16 protein-coding genes are annotated in these 15,632 nt (G+C 34.5%); 11 read left to right on the top strand and 5 right to left on the bottom strand.

Going from position 1 to position 15,632, the window contains the following annotated elements:
* Positions 1-8: 8 nt before the first annotated feature.
* From AC3ITQ_RS09305 to AC3ITQ_RS09290, 4 genes are all read right to left on the bottom strand, one after another.
* Positions 9-434 (bottom strand): DoxX family protein, encoded by a 426-nt coding sequence (locus AC3ITQ_RS09305; RefSeq protein WP_489238282.1) that lies wholly within the window; start codon positions 432-434, stop codon positions 9-11.
* A 131-nt stretch (positions 435-565) separates the two neighbouring features.
* Positions 566-1,174, bottom strand: coding sequence for a YkgJ family cysteine cluster protein (locus AC3ITQ_RS09300; RefSeq protein ID WP_489238280.1), 609 nt, complete (start codon positions 1,172-1,174; stop codon positions 566-568).
* A 169-nt stretch (positions 1,175-1,343) separates the two neighbouring features.
* Entirely contained in the window at positions 1,344-2,318 is a 975-nt protein-coding gene (locus AC3ITQ_RS09295; RefSeq protein ID WP_489235457.1) for an IS110 family RNA-guided transposase, read from the bottom strand.
* A 696-nt stretch (positions 2,319-3,014) separates the two neighbouring features.
* A complete protein-coding gene (locus AC3ITQ_RS09290) occupies positions 3,015-3,410 on the bottom strand; it encodes a hypothetical protein (protein ID WP_489238278.1) in 396 nt (131 codons plus the stop codon).
* 90 nt (positions 3,411-3,500) lie between these two features.
* Between AC3ITQ_RS09290 and AC3ITQ_RS09285 the strand changes: the two genes are divergently transcribed.
* The 5 genes from AC3ITQ_RS09285 (at position 3,501) to AC3ITQ_RS09265 (ending at position 9,572) form a co-directional block, all read left to right on the top strand.
* Positions 3,501-3,707 carry a hypothetical protein gene (locus tag AC3ITQ_RS09285; RefSeq protein WP_489238276.1) on the top strand — a complete coding sequence of 69 codons (207 nt, stop codon included), beginning with the start codon at positions 3,501-3,503 and terminating at the stop codon, positions 3,705-3,707.
* A 32-nt stretch (positions 3,708-3,739) separates the two neighbouring features.
* Positions 3,740-4,960 carry a hypothetical protein gene (locus AC3ITQ_RS09280; RefSeq protein WP_489238275.1) on the top strand — a complete coding sequence of 407 codons (1,221 nt, stop codon included), beginning with the start codon at positions 3,740-3,742 and terminating at the stop codon, positions 4,958-4,960.
* Positions 4,961-5,179: 219 nt separating this feature from the next.
* Positions 5,180-7,228: a hypothetical protein gene (locus tag AC3ITQ_RS09275; RefSeq protein WP_489238274.1), complete on the top strand. Its 2,049-nt coding sequence runs from the start codon at positions 5,180-5,182 to the stop codon at positions 7,226-7,228.
* Between the two features lie 580 nt (positions 7,229-7,808).
* Complete coding sequence (locus tag AC3ITQ_RS09270) at positions 7,809-8,186, top strand: nuclear transport factor 2 family protein (RefSeq protein WP_489238272.1); 378 nt, start codon at positions 7,809-7,811, stop codon at positions 8,184-8,186.
* A 153-nt stretch (positions 8,187-8,339) separates the two neighbouring features.
* On the top strand, positions 8,340-9,572 hold the full coding sequence (locus AC3ITQ_RS09265) for a TMEM143 family protein (protein ID WP_489238270.1): 1,233 nt from the start codon (positions 8,340-8,342) through the stop codon (positions 9,570-9,572).
* 189 nt (positions 9,573-9,761) lie between these two features.
* Here the strand turns inward: AC3ITQ_RS09265 and AC3ITQ_RS09260 are convergent, their stop codons facing one another.
* Positions 9,762-10,316 carry a DUF4494 domain-containing protein gene (locus AC3ITQ_RS09260; protein WP_489238269.1) on the bottom strand — a complete coding sequence of 185 codons (555 nt, stop codon included), beginning with the start codon at positions 10,314-10,316 and terminating at the stop codon, positions 9,762-9,764.
* Between the two features lie 310 nt (positions 10,317-10,626).
* On the opposite strand from AC3ITQ_RS09260, the gene AC3ITQ_RS09255 reads away from it, so the two are divergent.
* The 6 genes from AC3ITQ_RS09255 to AC3ITQ_RS09230 all read left to right on the top strand — a co-directional run bounded on the left by AC3ITQ_RS09255 (position 10,627) and on the right by AC3ITQ_RS09230 (position 15,520).
* Positions 10,627-11,328 (top strand): gasdermin, encoded by a 702-nt coding sequence (locus AC3ITQ_RS09255; RefSeq protein ID WP_489238267.1) that lies wholly within the window; start codon positions 10,627-10,629, stop codon positions 11,326-11,328.
* Positions 11,329-11,444: 116 nt separating this feature from the next.
* Entirely contained in the window at positions 11,445-11,987 is a 543-nt protein-coding gene (locus AC3ITQ_RS09250) for a DUF2199 domain-containing protein (protein WP_489238265.1), read from the top strand.
* A gap of 45 nt (positions 11,988-12,032) precedes the next feature.
* On the top strand, positions 12,033-12,497 hold the full coding sequence (locus AC3ITQ_RS09245; RefSeq protein ID WP_489238263.1) for an Mpo1 family 2-hydroxy fatty acid dioxygenase: 465 nt from the start codon (positions 12,033-12,035) through the stop codon (positions 12,495-12,497).
* Positions 12,498-12,912: 415 nt separating this feature from the next.
* Complete coding sequence (locus AC3ITQ_RS09240) at positions 12,913-13,659, top strand: hypothetical protein (RefSeq protein ID WP_489238261.1); 747 nt, start codon at positions 12,913-12,915, stop codon at positions 13,657-13,659.
* A gap of 112 nt (positions 13,660-13,771) precedes the next feature.
* Complete coding sequence (locus tag AC3ITQ_RS09235) at positions 13,772-14,452, top strand: metal-dependent hydrolase (RefSeq protein ID WP_489238259.1); 681 nt, start codon at positions 13,772-13,774, stop codon at positions 14,450-14,452.
* Between the two features lie 159 nt (positions 14,453-14,611).
* Entirely contained in the window at positions 14,612-15,520 is a 909-nt protein-coding gene (locus tag AC3ITQ_RS09230; RefSeq protein ID WP_489238258.1) for an alpha/beta fold hydrolase, read from the top strand.
* Positions 15,521-15,632: the final 112 nt, after the last annotated feature.

Genomic DNA, 15,632 nt, shown 5'->3' with positions numbered 1-15,632 from the left:
CTAATTTTCTAATTAAAAAATCTCTTCCTAAACAAAACCCCAAGCGCCCCAGTAGACCACAAAGCCAACAAAATTAAAACAGGCTGAAAAAATAACCGAATCAATCGCGCCTGATCCGTGTTCATGCCCAGAGCATCTGTTCCGTTTAAATATTGGGCTAGATTCCCAGGGAAAACCAGTACATAAAATACAGCCAGCCCAATCCCTATTTGTATTTTATAACGAGTTAGAAAAATCAGCGTAAGACCTATTGCTAATTCTACAATTCCGGAAAGTATTACTACAAGATCTTTATCCATCGGAACCCAATTCGGAACCTGTGCCTGAAAATCGATTCGCTGAAAAGTAAAATGCCCAAAAGCAGCAGTAATCATAAAGAGACCTAAAAGTATTCGGAAGAAATTTTGAGTTTTGGTGGTGGCTATATTTTCCATATCATAATAATTGGTTGTAGTGTTTCAATTACTCTCAAATTTACAATAATAAAAAAACAACTCTTTGCAAGATTTGGGACAGAACATTGTGTAATCTCCATCTGAGCAATGTCTTTTAATTCAACATTATCCTAAGCAATATTCTCCAACCCACCCGGAAAAGGCCTATAGGCATAATAATGTAAAACCTCTTCAATCGCTATTTTCAAAGCTTCATTTATCGGAAGCAGGTTCACTCCCATTCTAAGATCGATTTGGGCTAATCTCATATAATAATTGGCAAAAATGGGAATGTTTGTCCCGTTGTTGATCGCTACTTCGGCTTTATTAAAGTTGTTGTGTTGCTCTTCTTTTATGATTTTGCAGGTAGCTAATCTCAGTTTTCCAAATTTATCTGTAGTCGCGCCATAACCAAAAAGGCGGCAAATTAAACCGCGGTAACGGTAATTGCTACAGCTTCCTTTATGATATTCCAAAATAGAAAGCGAGCGGTACAAAAAGCAATTTTTACTGGTAGTCGCGGCCAATTCTTTTAAGGTTGCTTCGGCTTTGTGATTCAGAAACAAATGAAAAGCCCAGGGTAAAAATTCTAAAGGAGAAGCGTCAATATTAGGCGTAGAACAGCATTTGCCACAACCGGCGTTGCAATGCAAATGTGTTTCAAACTGGAAAGCCGTAATTTCAATTTCAAGACGATCAAACAATGCTTCAACCTGCCTAACCTTCTCTTCTATTGACATTTGTTTTTTGGTAAGGTAGGCTAATAGAAATGCCTCCAGCTACAATTGGGGATTTATTGGGAAAGAAGTTTCAGGTTTCAGGTTTCAGGTTTCAGGTTTCAGGTTTTGTCGCTTTGCTCCGATCGCGGATATACACGACAACCAACACGCAATATTGTCATCCTGATTTCTATGATAAAACCAAATCTTTTTGATAAGGGATTTGGTTTTTTATTACCGCAAAAACTCGATGGATTATTTTATTTCTCACAGCGTTTAAAACGCTCATTTTATTCTTTCCTTCATCAACTTTTCTAATGTAGTATGTTCTTAAATCATTATCTGATCGGACCGCACTCATCGCTGCCAGATGCAGAATAGTTTTTAGATTTTTATCAGCAAGCATTGATACTCCAGGCCTTCTTTTTAATGATGTTCCAGATTGAAAATCAAAAGGAACTACTCCACTGTAACATGCCATTTTCCTAGGATCAGTTATAGTTGTGAATCCTTCTGTTTTTGACAACAATGTCCATGATAAAACCTGACCTACTCCAGGAACAGATTTAATCAATTTCTGTTGTTGATTAAGACTCTCTTGGTTTTGGATTATATTTTCAATATCATTTTCTATTATCTTAATTTGGACGTCAATATCTTTAATAAGCTTAATATTTAAGTCTTTTAGCTGTTTATCTAAGCCAATACTTTTCATGAGTTTGTAATCATGCTGCTGCACTATTAGCTGCTTTTTAATCTTTATTCTTGAAGCTCTTTCGGTTAATAGTATTTTTATCTTTTTAATCGAACAAGAACCTGGCTTCCATTCTCTGCTTTCCTGATGATTTTTTTCGATGAAATTACAAATGCGAAGAGCATCAATTTTATCATTTTTACCTCTAACAAGTCCTATACTTTTTTTGATATGTAAAGCTGATATTACATAAACTTTAAAATCAAATTTTTCAAGCACTTCAAACAGATTCCAATTATATCTGCCTGTGTTTTCCATAGCTATAATTACCTTTTCTCCCGAGTAGCTTTTCAAGAAACGTTTAATAACAGGTACTTTATTTTCAATGGAAAAGTAGCTTACTGTCTCATTTTTAATACAGATATCTAAAGTCTTACTGCTGATATCAATGCCAATAATAATGTTTTTCATAACTTTGCTTTTACGATTCAACAAATGATTTGAGAAATTCATCATAAGCTCAACTCCTTGATAACGGGTCTCTAGCCCAAATTTCTATCTGAGTCTTTGATGAAAGGGAAGCGAAAGTCTTAATCAAGATATGAGTCACAAACTCAGAGGAACGAATAGTTTACTTTTGCTTCCTTTCTCAATCATAAATTTAATTAAATTTCAAAAAGCAAATCTAAAGGAGGAACGAAGGACCACACTAGTAACTCCGCAAAGTGATTACGCAATGTTGTGAAGGATTTATGTGATATTCTTTGCCGAAGTTCTTTGTCGAGCTTCTTTGTCGAGCTTCTTGTGTGGTCCTTCGTTCCTCAGGAAGACAAACTAAAAGCGAAAGCACGATAAAACACTTCCAATGTTAAATTTACTACATATTATCAAAAACACGTATAAATACGTGGTGCTCAGTCTTTAATAATTCTTAAACTTGCTGTCAATATGGTGGAGCATATTTATCATGGTTTTTCAGTAGGTAGAAAACCTTGAATGTTTAATACTTTTTTTGGGGAAAAAGTGAGATTATAATCGATAACGATTATGGATCTCACTTTTATTTTTATTTTGAACTTAAACCATTGCCAAATAGTTTTATTTAAAAAGCGCAAACGTCCCTGACATTTGCGCTTTTATTATGCTTCTACATGATCATCTGAGATCTCACTTTTTGTTTTGATTAACTTCCGCTAATTGAGCCTCGAGATGTGCAATCAATTTTTTAAGACTCTCAATGGTTTCCTTTCTGGCTTCTGCTAGTTCCTTGTAATTAATAGCTTCTTCCGGATTTACTTTATCGATTTTATTATAAGGTGTCGGTGTTTCGTTTAAAATATCCTCTTTTAGCATATTTCCATTACCCGTCAAGAGCCAATCACCACTGACATCTGTATATATCCTAAGAATTTTTTCTAATTTATCAACACCAATCGTTTTATCGTTTTTTAATTGGCTGGCAAAAGAACCGTTAGAAAAACCGATCTCTCTTTCAAAAACACTGACCCTAATGCCTTTTGAATCCAGGTATTGTTTTATTCTTTTTAAGGTGTTTTCATTCATAAATGTAAATATTTTAGAAAATGTCTTATTTTGATACTTTTTTAGAAAATGTCTTACTAAATTTGTCTTATTATTAATACAAACTAAGCAATGGACAAAAATAAGAAAACTAAACCAAGTTATAATCAAGATGTCCTAAAGATTATAAAAGACAGACACGGCTATTCGTATGATTATATCCGAAAGTCGATTCGCGGCGACCGGGTTGGTATCATTTGCGACATGCTAAAAGCGGAATACCACAAACTCAATAACGAATCAAAAAAAGCAATAGAAAATCAAATCCAAAAACTATAAGCCAATTAGAAAAAAAAGTTAAAATTATTAAAATGAAAAAAATTACATGCCTGTTATTATTAATCCAAAGCGGATTCATAATGGCTCAGACAAAAACAGTAGTAACACAATTTGGGGAAAAAGTAACTATTAGCCCCTATGCAAATAACGGATTATCTGCCAATAATGGATTTATACAATTAGGAGGTCCCCTAACCCAGCCGTCAGTTTTAACAACAACAGCTGCTTTTACTTTGGCTATAAATGGACTACAGGCTGGGGGTGCTTCTGATAATGTAGTAGTAACCGATGCAAACGGAGTTTTAAAATATGTATCGAGAGCCAGCTTTGGCGGTGGTGACAATCTGGGAAATCACATCGCGACACAAGATTTGAACATGTCAGGCAAAAGTATTTTAAACATACAAAATGCATATATAAAAAATGAGGTTCAAATTCTAGATCGTTTAAACACTAATTCGAACTATTTCGGAATCTACAAGAACAATGGCTCTTTAGGTATTTGGAACAATCAAAAAAGTGTTAATGCCTTAACAATAAACGAAACAACAAACAATATAGGTATTGGCACAACTTCGCCAACAAATGTGTTACATATAAAAGCAACCACTGATCCAATAAAAATTGAAGGATTAATAGGCAGTACCAGCACAACAGACTCTCCCGTCGTTGTTACATCAGACGGAACGTTTAAAAAAGGTGCATTTCCTTCTATAAATATTATTCCTAATGAAGTAGGAACCGTTATTGCAATTGATGGAAAACTACAAGTTGCACAAGAAATAACAGCATTAATGGATGCAGATTTTAACTTCCCTTCACCTACTGGCATTACATCTACGATAGGTAACTTTAGGAATGTAATCATTGACAACAAAGGAAAATTTATCGCAAATTCATCTACAAATAGTTTTACTGTTGAAGCTACGGGAACGTATCAATTGACTTTAAATATCTTACTCCATTTAAGTGTCGATAAAGCTGGACAATTTCCTGTTATAGGAGTATGGGATGATGCTGCCGGCAATTGGGTGGCACGCGTAAATGACGAATATACTGCTTCAGCAATCAACAGTCCAATGAATAAAAGACTCCAAACTTACACCCTCGTCACGGCAATAAAATTGACACAAGGTAAAAATTATTCATTTCGTGTTGCTAACGCAAGTGGTGGCGGAACTATTGTTGCGTTTAGTACTGGGGCAACAGGAACAGGACCTGCATCATTTGTTTCTTTAAAAAGACTTAGATAGCTCATAATTAGACGTATTGAAAATAGTTTTGTTGTTTTTTTTACGAAAGGTATATTGATCTTATTCTGTTACAATTAAAACTTCTATAAGTATTAAACCACATATGACAAGATTAATTTTGCAACTGTTTTATGACCAAACAAAAAAATATTGAACTTTTTTTCAATATCACATTTGGTAATTATTATAAAATTTATAAAAACAGCTAAATCATTCAATATGAAAAAAATTACATGTGTGCTTTTATTGATTCAAAGTGGATTTATTTTCGCTCAGACAAAGACCGTTGTAACACAATATGGTGAAAAAGTAGCCATTAACACCGGTGTAAACAATGGATTGACAGCTAATAATGGCTTTATACAATTAGGTGGTGCCTTAACACAGCCTTCCGTTTTAACCACAACATCAGCTTTCACTTTGGCAATTCAGGGATTACAAGCAGGAACTTCCTCTGATAACGTTTTAGTAAGCGATGTTAATGGCGTTTTAAAATATGTACCCAGAACGAGTTTTAGTGGGGCTGATAATTTAGGAAATCATATTGCGACGCAAAATCTTGATATGTCTTCTAAAAACATTCTTAACATAAGTAACGCTTATATTAAGAATGAGGCGCAAATATTAGACCGTGTAACTTCTAACACAAATTATTTTGGTCTTTATAAAAACAATGGATTATTTGGTATTTGGAATAGTTTGAAAAATGCCAATGCTCTGACTATTGATGAGACAACAAGTAAAACTACACTTACTTCAGCACAAATTACAAAAGGTACAGACGGATCAATTCCGGCTGCAGGTTCGGTAGCGGTTTCTGCAGATGCAAATGGTAATATTAGATGGGCAGCCCCATCAACTATAGCGGGAGCTACCGGGCCACAAGGTCCAAAAGGTGATACAGGAGCACAAGGAATTCAGGGTTTAACCGGACCAGCAGGGCCAAAAGGTGATACAGGTGCGCAAGGTATACAAGGTTTGACCGGAGCAACTGGTCCTAAAGGAGATACCGGAGCACAAGGTATACAAGGATTAACAGGCTCACAAGGCCCGAAAGGTGATACAGGTGCACAAGGTATTCAAGGTCTGACTGGAGCAACTGGTCCTAAAGGAGATACCGGAGCACAAGGTATACAAGGATTAACAGGCCCACAAGGCCCGAAAGGTGATACCGGAGCAACAGGTCCTGCTGGTCCCGCACCTACTACAGGTGCCGGTACAATGACAGGCAAGAACTTAATTGCAATTTCTGCGGGTGCTAATAATGCATTTAAAAATACTGATATAAGTTTGACTGCCGGTACAGATAAACAAGTTTTGCAAACAGTGGGTACAACACCAACATGGGTAAATATTTCTACAATTGGAGACAATTTAGGAAATCATATTGCGACACAAAATTTAGACATGTCGTCTAAAAACATTTTAAACATACAAAATGCGTATATCAAAAATGATTTACAAATAGCAGACCGTATCACTACCAATTCAAATTATTTTGGCATTTATAAAAATAATGGACTGTTTGGTATTTGGAATAATTTAAAAAACTCAAATGCCTTGACAATTGCCGAAGCGACAAACAATGTCGGTATTGGCACAAGTGTCCCTACAAATACGTTACATGTTAAAGCTACTGTAGATCCATTAAAGCTTGAGGGAGTTACAACCAATATAGATCCGACACCTGGTAAAGACTATACTCTTATTATCGGTACTGATGGTATTGTCAAAAAAACAGAAATCACAGAGCCACCACTTGTAGGTACTCCTACAAAATTAGTAGCTTCGGGCGGATTTAATACCGAAGCTGATGCATTTAAAGGACCTGATTTAGGAAATTTAATAAATGCGTTAATTTTTAAAGGTAAAAGATTTGATCCGGGTAATACTTATGATAATAATACTGGCATATTTACAGCCCCTATTGATGGTTATTATAAATTTGAATGTGTTATCTTATTGTATAACAGCACGGGAGCTGATTTACGTAGTACCTTTGCCCGAGTAGGAATTTCAAAACCAGGGCAAACAACATTTGCAAATGGTAATGCATCATTTTCTTCACTAAATCAGCCATTATTATCCTCCAATGGTGTGACCATTCCAATTGTAATTCCATATTCAGGGATGCAAAAAATGCTAAAAGGCCAAGTATGTACTTTTGGAATTAGATATTTTAGTAACACTTGGAATTTACAAGTTTCAAATATCAATTATGACGTTACAATGTCTTCCTATATGTCAATTACTTATATGGGTAGTTAAGTCTTTATGAATAACCAATAATCTAATTAATAAGTTACAATAGTATTATAAAAATCTTTTTTCATCTCAAGGTTCAACTTAATAGTTGAACCTTTTTTGTTTTAACTAAACCATTCGCAACTAAAGTGCAGAGACTTGTTTGACGAGAGACTGAAAGTGTCTCTACTTTAAAACTGGAATAGCAATACTAAGGCAAATTATATTTATTACTTTAAAGTCCCACCTAAAAAAACATAATGTCTCTCTTAAATTAAATTTCAGCTTATATTTTTCCGTTCTATAAATGCCACGATAATTAATACCAAATTTATATTCCACGAGAACATTATATTCCCTTTAATGAAGAATTCTTACGCGAACAGCAACTTTCTACTTTCTTTTCAAGATCCACATATTGGCTAATTTTGAGCTGAAAAAAGAATAAAATTAAGATAAAACAATCTTTATACCTTAATGCAAATTACATTATAATCAACAAATTATTCTTTTTAAAAATCAATTAAATCTATGTTAAAAGTGTACTTACATTTTAATATTATTGTAAACTTTGTAGTACTGTTTAACCTAAATAAAGATGATTATGGGATCGCAAATTATTGAACTGGAAAAAAAATATTGGCAGGCAATGGAAAATCACGATTATGAAACGGTAAAAAATCTTACTCATTTTCCTTGTATAATAGCAGGCAAAACCGGTTTACAAAGTGTAGATGAAGCCACATTTAAAAAGATGTTTGAATCAGCAGATGGCAATAAAATAAAGGTATTGAATATTTCTAATGTAGAAACGCAATTACTTGCCGAGAATACTGCGATAACAGCATACCAGATAGCATTAGAAATGACAGACGCCAAACAAAATACCCAGATGAAATGTGTCTGTACTTCTACCTGGATTAAAGAAAATAATAATTGGGTTTGTGCGCTGCATACCGAAACAGAACTATCTCTACAGTAGAGTGTAATTAGTTAGCTTTTAATCTCATGATAACAAACTGAAGATAACCTTTAAATCTTTAAGAAAAAACCTTTGCACCTTTGTCACTATGAACCTATGAACCTTTAAAAAAGATGTATCTTTGAACCTTAGCACTTCAAGAACCTACAAAACATGACACGAGAAAATTACATTCCCTTTAATAAGGAATTCTTACTCGAACAACAACTTACCTCTTTTTCTGAAGACCCAAAAAAGGTTGATGATTTTAAAAAACTGTTTGATATAATCGAACATTATTTTCATTATGAAGCCTTTAACCTCAACCGAAACCTAAAACAAAATTATGCTTTGTTCGATCCGGATTTGAGCAACAAAGAGCGTAAAAGTTTTATAGGAAAAAGTGATTTCTCCGTTTTTAAGGAAACCTTATTAACTGTTTTAGCGCTCGGAAATTATACGCGAATTGATCAGGAAACTTTAGATGTTGCTTTTAAGGAATCAGATTTGATTGGTTTGAATCTTTCCATCGATTTTAATGCTTTTAAGGATTATGAAATGTATGTGCGCGGACAACATACAGCCAAAGAAAAGGTTAAGAAATATTTCTTCTGGAAGAAAGAAGTCGAAATCGAGTACTACGATCGCGTACTGATTTACCTGCATTACAACGACACAAATTTCTTAAAAGAAAAGAAAGTTAAATTAGGAAAAATGCCCGTTGAACCGGGTTCTGTAGTTTTAAAAATTTTCAAACGTGTTCCTAAAAACGACCTCGAAACGATTTTCCCAAATGCGATTCCGAGAATGTCAACTACAGACAAATTATTGCTTTGGGTTCCCGGTCTTTTTGGTGGGATTTCATTGTTAAGTGCCAAAGTAATTCCGGCTTTGATTAATATGTACGAGGCTTATCAAACCGGTGAAACTATTGACTTATTGAACAGCAAAACTTCCCTAAATCAGGGTTTAATTGCATTAGGAATTTTAGCTGCTTATTGCTTCCGTCAATACAATAATTTTGTAAATAAGAAAATCAGATACTCTAAAATACTTTCGGATAGTTTGTATTTTAAGAATCTGGGAAATAACAGCGGTGCATTTTACTCTCTTTTGAACTCTTCAGAAGAAGAAATGCTTAAGGAAACTATCTTAGCTTATTCTTTTTTATACAATAACGAAGAATCTTTAACCGCCGAAGAATTAGACAATCAAATTGAATCCTGGTTTGAAACAACACTGAAAACACCAATTGATTTTGATGTGAAAGAGGCTTTAGATAAATTGAAAAATATTGGCCTTGGCTTAGAAACTAATGGAAAATGGGAGGTTGTTTCTTTAGAGAAAGCGCTTGTTACGATTGATGCTTTGTGGGATGGGGTTTTTGATTATAATTATCAATTGTGAGTTGTTGTTCTGTTTTTGTCATCCTGACGCAGGAAGGATCGCACTAGTAGCTCCACACAGTAATTTCCCAATCTTTGTCGAGCAGCTTTACCGAGTTTCTTGTGTGATCCTTCGTTCCTCAGGAGGACAACAAGTTGCCAAAAAAAAGAGGGCTAAAAAGCCCTCTTACAATTATAATTTTGAAACACATTACTCACTATCAGCTTCAACCAAATCTTCTACATTTTCACCCATATCCCCTACGGCTACTAATTCTGGTTTTGATCCCTTAAGCGCATTGAATCTTTCGATCTGTTCTAAATCTCCTTCTTCTCCACTGAAATATGGAAAAACATCCATAATTGGCGATTCTGAAATAGCCGGGATGGTATAATCGCCCATTGTACCTTTCATAACCGAAACCGTATTATCATAGGCTTCTTTTACGTCATTTGCCTGAATTAACAAATACATATTGGTTTTGCGTTCTTTTCCACTTTCTTCATCAAAAGCAATTAAAGAAACTTTCGATTTAAACCAACGATCTGCATTTTCGAACGGATGAATTTCAGCATAGTTTGCTACTTTTATGTTTGTGATTTTAAATTCTTCACTTACATACGCCGCCATTTCTTCATTGATTCTGCTTTCGGCTTCTGTATAGGATATTGCATCCACCAAATAAGGTTCTGTCGTAACCTTTTGTGCACCAATATCATCTGTTTTTCTATATTTTACTTTGCATTCGTACCAAACTGCGCTCATTTCTATTTAATTTAAGGATGTCAAAGATAGATTTTAACGCAAATAAAATCCATTAATTGCGAAATAGATATTCACAATTTGAGTTAAATTTTGGTATTCAATTACTCTTGTTTTTTAAGTTACTATTTATCAGTCAATAACATATAAAGGAATCATAAAATTGCGAATTAACTTATAAATATTTAATAAATTTGTGATAGCTAAATCCTATAAATGAGAATATTAGATGCCAATTAATTTTCTAAAAAGAGTAACCAAAAACAAATTTATCTGATCACCCAAACTACCTATAACTTTAAATACCACTACGATGAGACTATCAACATTTTTAACCGAACAAGGTTATGATTTAATTGAAGGACCAGTTAGAAATCATAAACCACTACAATTATGGCTGAAAAAACCTTTTGATGAGGCTCAGCTTTACTACGACAATATCGGCCACGCTTTTAAGAGCGATATTGTATTGACAGAAATCGAGAACGCAGCCCTGAATGTCGATTATACCAAAAAAGATGAGTACGGATTTAATATCGGAATTACACTTTTGGGAGAAATTTTAAAAACGCTTGGACTCGGAACAATCGGAATTACATCAAAAATACAATCTGGAAAATCGGTAACGATTAGTTATGGCAATTCGGTTACCAAAGAATATACGATTGGGAATCTTGAAGAATATTTTTATGGAGCTGATTTTCTGCACCCGAATCCTTCTCTTCTAAAAAACATTAATCAAAATTATCTTTTGTTGACAACAGGAACCGTTTTTGCCCAAAACCTTGTGGTCGATATTGAAACTGATTTTACCTTAAATACAGATTTTGTTGCCAGCCTTAATGACGTTGCCGATGGTAAACTTGATTTTTCGACAAGCAATCTGAATAAACTAAAAATGACATCGAACATCGGTATTTCTTTTCCGATTGCAGTAAAAGCAAGTCGAATCGATTATGACAGAAGCCGATTTAAAAAATTAATTCAGGTTACGGATACTAATAATATATTTTGACGCATTACTTAATCTGATGTAAAAAATGCGCAAAAGGTCTAAAATAGTTTTGCGCACTTTTTTTTTGATACTTATATTTACGGATAGTATCAAATCTAAAATCAGAGACCTTTAATATGAGTACATCTTTTTCTGAAACCAACCACAATAGTTACACTTGCGCTTGTTGTAATGAAACCTTTGATGAAATGCCTTTATGTTTTGGTGCTGAATTTCCTGCTTATTATTTTTCAATTCCACTTGAAGAAAGAGAGCAACGAATTGAGTATGGCGGCAGCTGGTGTTATGTCGATGAAGAGCATTTCTTTCACCGCGGAAGATTGACCATACCCATAATCGATTATCATGAAGATTTAGTTTTTAATGTCTGGACTACAATAAGTGAGGCTAATTTTTGTGTGCGAATGGATTTATGGGAAGATTCAAATCGAGTTCATCAGGAACCCTATTTTGGCTGGATGCAGACCGATGTTCCAACGTACGGCAAAACAATATCGTTAAAATCAATTGCAATTGAACAAGACTTAGGATTGGTCCCGGAAATAAAAATGATCGAAGAAAATCATCCTTTGACTATTGATCAGGAAAACGGAATAACCTTTGAAAAAGCCGTTGCTATCGTCAATGAAATTATGAAAATACAGCACGGTAAAAGCTAAAAGAAATTTTATTAGATTTACGCAACTAACCTTAAAACCGAAAAAATGAGAACTTTAGACCAATGGTTTGCAGAATATGCTGTAAGTCATCAAAACCCTAAAAACAAAGCGATTCATTATGTTTGCGTGCCTGCTATTTACTTTTCGATAGTTGGTTTACTGATGAGTATTCCGAGTGGAATTATTGCCAATACATTACAATTAAACGCTCCCATTATCGAAAATTGGGCAGCTGTTGTTTTAATTTTTGTACTCGTTTTTTATATTCGATTATCAGTTTTAATGGCTATTAAAATTGCTATTTTCTCTGCTATTTGTTTGGTGGTAAATTATTATATCGGTCAGTTTGTACCGTTATGGGTGTTCTCTATTGGCGTGTTTGTCATCGCGTGGATTGGGCAATTTTACGGACATAATATTGAAGGAAAAAAACCTTCGTTCTTGAAAGATCTTCAGTTTTTAATGATTGGCCCGGCATGGGTCGTAGAGAATTTATTTTCTAGAAAATAAGATTTTGAATACTGAAGGTAATGGCAAGCGGATTTTAGGCGGATTTTTTTATTTTGTTTACTCTTCTGCACAAACTTGTCATTCTGAGGAACGAAGAACCACACTAGAAACTCTATAAGATTGGCAACTTTTACAGGAATAGCTGTAATTAAATATTTTTTCACGCAGATTCTAAAAAGATTTAAGCAGCTATGTACAGATAAATTACATATTTAAATCTGCTCAAATCGGCGAAATCTGCGTGAAACAAAAATCTTTTTAACCCTTAAAATCTCTGTCTAATATTTTTTCCATGGAGATATATCCTCAAACAAGGTTCGGAAAAAACGGCTTAAAACCTATTAGCATTTAATTATCAACTACTTAAAAAATAATCTCTTAACTTTATCTTTCAAAAAAACCAAATCGATTGGCAATGAAGATAAACAACAAAGAAGTTAAAATCGAAAGCTTTAATATTTTTACCTACAGAAGAATCAGGCGTGCTATTGGGTATTTAGGCATTAGTCTGCCTATATTTTTAGTTGGACTATCTTATATCTCTTTTTTTAAAACGCCACTTCAGCCTTCTATAAGCAATTATTACTACACCAATCTCAGGGAAATTTTTACCGGAACTTTGGCTGCTGTGGGATTATTTTTAATTAGGTACAAAGGTCATGGCAATGCTTCTATTTGGAAAAATGACAATCTGCTAACTAATGTTGCCGGAATTATGGCGATTGGTGTGGCACTGTTTCCTATGAATCCGGAAGATTTTAGTTTTAAAATTTATACTTTGATTCCGTATCCTGAGAAGTGGCTGGGTTGGCTTCATTATGGTTTTGCGGCACTGCTCTTTCTCATCATGGCTTTACTGGCCATTAATGTTTTTACGATTGGTCAGGAAAATGAAACCAGAGATCCAAAAAGCATGTTAAACGAAAACAATATTTATCGCTTTTGTGGTTATTCGATTATTGTTTTTGTGGTTTTGGTTCCCATTTCTGAGACTTTTAAACTATTCCGATATTCTACTTTAATTCTGGAAGCTCTTGCCCTATTTGCTTTTGGAAGCGCCTGGTTGATTAAAGGTCGTGCTTTAGGTGACAGTGGTGAAATTGGTAAAAAACTGTATCAGGAAAACAATCCTGTGGATACTGAAAAGGTTTTCGAAGAATAGTTGCTTGATTGTTTAGGGAACTGAAAGTAAATTTCAATGGTACATTATTTGGATAAAAGAAGACAACTATTTCGATTATAAGTCATTATTAATTTATAAATCTATTTTTATCATGAAAGTAACTTATTACGGGCATTCTTGTTTCTCTGTTTATGCCAATGGAAAACATATTCTCTTTGATCCTTTTATTACACCAAACGAACTGGCAAAAGATGTTGACGTCGACGCCATAAAAGCCGATTACATTTTTATTTCGCACGCGCATTACGACCATATTCAGGATGTGGAGAGAATCGCCAAAAACACCGGAGCGAAGGTTTTGGGGAATTTTGAAATCTATGGCTGGCTTTTAAAAAACGGAATTGAAAACGCGCATCCTATAAATCCGGGCGGAAAATTTGATTTCGATTTTGGACGTGTGAAATGCGTGATTGCACAACATCCAAGCAGTTTTAGTGATGGAAGTTATGGCGGAATCGCCTGCGGTTTTGTACTCACAACTTCAGACGGAAATTTCTATTATAGCGGCGATACAGCCCTGACTTTAGACATGCAGATCATTCCGAAATTTACCAAACTTGATTTTGCTGTTTTCCCAATTGGAGATGGATTGACAATGGGAGTTGAAGAAGCGATCGAAGCTTCAAAAATGATTGGTGTCAATAAAATTTTGGGCGTGCATTACGATACTTTTGGGTTTATAGTAATGGATCATGAAAAAGCAATGACAAATTTTACAAATGCCAATCTCCAGCTTTTTTTACCAAAAATAGGCAGTACAATAGAGATCTAATTTTTCTAAATATCGCTAAAGTACTTTTCCCCTAGCGAAATAAAATAAAAACCAAAACTATTAAACAGCTCCATATCTCAAAAAACACAGGATTAAAAATATTTTAACCAAGGCATTAAAATTGTTTCTGGATTTGTTGTAAACCAAAATTCAAAAGCAATGAAAACATTTACATTTCCAATTGTTTTTTTGATGCTTATAACAAATTTATCCATTATGAATGCACAAAAAATTAGCGCGCTGAATTCAACCACCGAATTTGCCGATGTTCCGGGCCGTAAAATTGCCTATCGTTCTATCGGACAAGGCAGTCCGATTATTTTAGTAAACCGCTTTAGAGGAACTCTTGATACCTGGGATCCTTTGTTTTTAGATCAATTGGCTGAGAATTATCATGTCATCACTTTTGATTACAGCGGAATTGGTTATTCCACCGGAACTTTACCAACCGATTTAAAAGAGGTTGCCCAAGATGTAAAAGATCTGGCTGACTTCCTGAAAATCAAAAAAACGATTATCATGGGATGGTCTTACGGAGGATTGGTTACACAAGTGGCTACTCTCCTATTTGACGATCTTATTACGCAAACCGTATTGTTAGGAACAGGGCCTCCGGGCGAAAGAGTTGTTCCGTTAGGGCAGGCTTTTCTGGATGCCGCCCTAAAACCTGTAAATGATTTTGATGATGAAATTGTGTTATTTTTTGAACCTTCGTCAGAAGCTAGTAAAGTAGAAGCCAAAGCATCTCATGACCGAATCGCCAAACGAATTGATGTTTCTAAAATTCCGTCAACGATGGATGTTTTTCAGCTTTACTTTCAGGGAAGTGCCGGTTTAGCCGAAGATAAAGATGATTTTAAAGGAAAACTGAAAACAACCAAAACACCAATTTTAATCATTTGTGGAGATAATGACATTAGTTTTGCAGTCGAAAACTGGTATCCTTTAACACAGCAATTGCCAACAGCACAACTTATTGTTTTTCCGCAAACCGGACATGCACCGCATCATCAGCATGTGAATTTAGTGGTGAATTATATTCATGCTTTTCTGGAAAATTCGAAATAAAATCGAAGTATTATAAAAATAGGAAAATAATCTTTCTTTTGAAAAAGAGTGCCCTAGCCCAGATAGGAGCGGTATCTCCCGATTTAGAAAAACAAGGCTTTTTAGCCGTAGT

It is taken from the genome of Flavobacterium sp. KH_001 (assembly GCF_057840745.1).
Note: the sequence above shows the minus strand (reverse complement) of the source record. Positions and strands in the feature narration are given on the sequence as shown.

Coding starts and splice junctions, on each gene's coding strand:
- AC3ITQ_RS09305 (WP_489238282.1), bottom strand. CDS start 434: ATGGAAAATATAGCCACCACCAAAACTCAAAATTTCTTCCGAATACTT.
- AC3ITQ_RS09300 (WP_489238280.1), bottom strand. CDS start 1,174: ATGTCAATAGAAGAGAAGGTTAGGCAGGTTGAAGCATTGTTTGATCGT.
- AC3ITQ_RS09295 (WP_489235457.1), bottom strand. CDS start 2,318: ATGAAAAACATTATTATTGGCATTGATATCAGCAGTAAGACTTTAGAT.
- AC3ITQ_RS09290 (WP_489238278.1), bottom strand. CDS start 3,410: ATGAATGAAAACACCTTAAAAAGAATAAAACAATACCTGGATTCAAAA.
- AC3ITQ_RS09285 (WP_489238276.1), top strand. CDS start 3,501: ATGGACAAAAATAAGAAAACTAAACCAAGTTATAATCAAGATGTCCTA.
- AC3ITQ_RS09280 (WP_489238275.1), top strand. CDS start 3,740: ATGAAAAAAATTACATGCCTGTTATTATTAATCCAAAGCGGATTCATA.
- AC3ITQ_RS09275 (WP_489238274.1), top strand. CDS start 5,180: ATGAAAAAAATTACATGTGTGCTTTTATTGATTCAAAGTGGATTTATT.
- AC3ITQ_RS09270 (WP_489238272.1), top strand. CDS start 7,809: ATGGGATCGCAAATTATTGAACTGGAAAAAAAATATTGGCAGGCAATG.
- AC3ITQ_RS09265 (WP_489238270.1), top strand. CDS start 8,340: ATGACACGAGAAAATTACATTCCCTTTAATAAGGAATTCTTACTCGAA.
- AC3ITQ_RS09260 (WP_489238269.1), bottom strand. CDS start 10,316: ATGAGCGCAGTTTGGTACGAATGCAAAGTAAAATATAGAAAAACAGAT.
- AC3ITQ_RS09255 (WP_489238267.1), top strand. CDS start 10,627: ATGAGACTATCAACATTTTTAACCGAACAAGGTTATGATTTAATTGAA.
- AC3ITQ_RS09250 (WP_489238265.1), top strand. CDS start 11,445: ATGAGTACATCTTTTTCTGAAACCAACCACAATAGTTACACTTGCGCT.
- AC3ITQ_RS09245 (WP_489238263.1), top strand. CDS start 12,033: ATGAGAACTTTAGACCAATGGTTTGCAGAATATGCTGTAAGTCATCAA.
- AC3ITQ_RS09240 (WP_489238261.1), top strand. CDS start 12,913: ATGAAGATAAACAACAAAGAAGTTAAAATCGAAAGCTTTAATATTTTT.
- AC3ITQ_RS09235 (WP_489238259.1), top strand. CDS start 13,772: ATGAAAGTAACTTATTACGGGCATTCTTGTTTCTCTGTTTATGCCAAT.
- AC3ITQ_RS09230 (WP_489238258.1), top strand. CDS start 14,612: ATGAAAACATTTACATTTCCAATTGTTTTTTTGATGCTTATAACAAAT.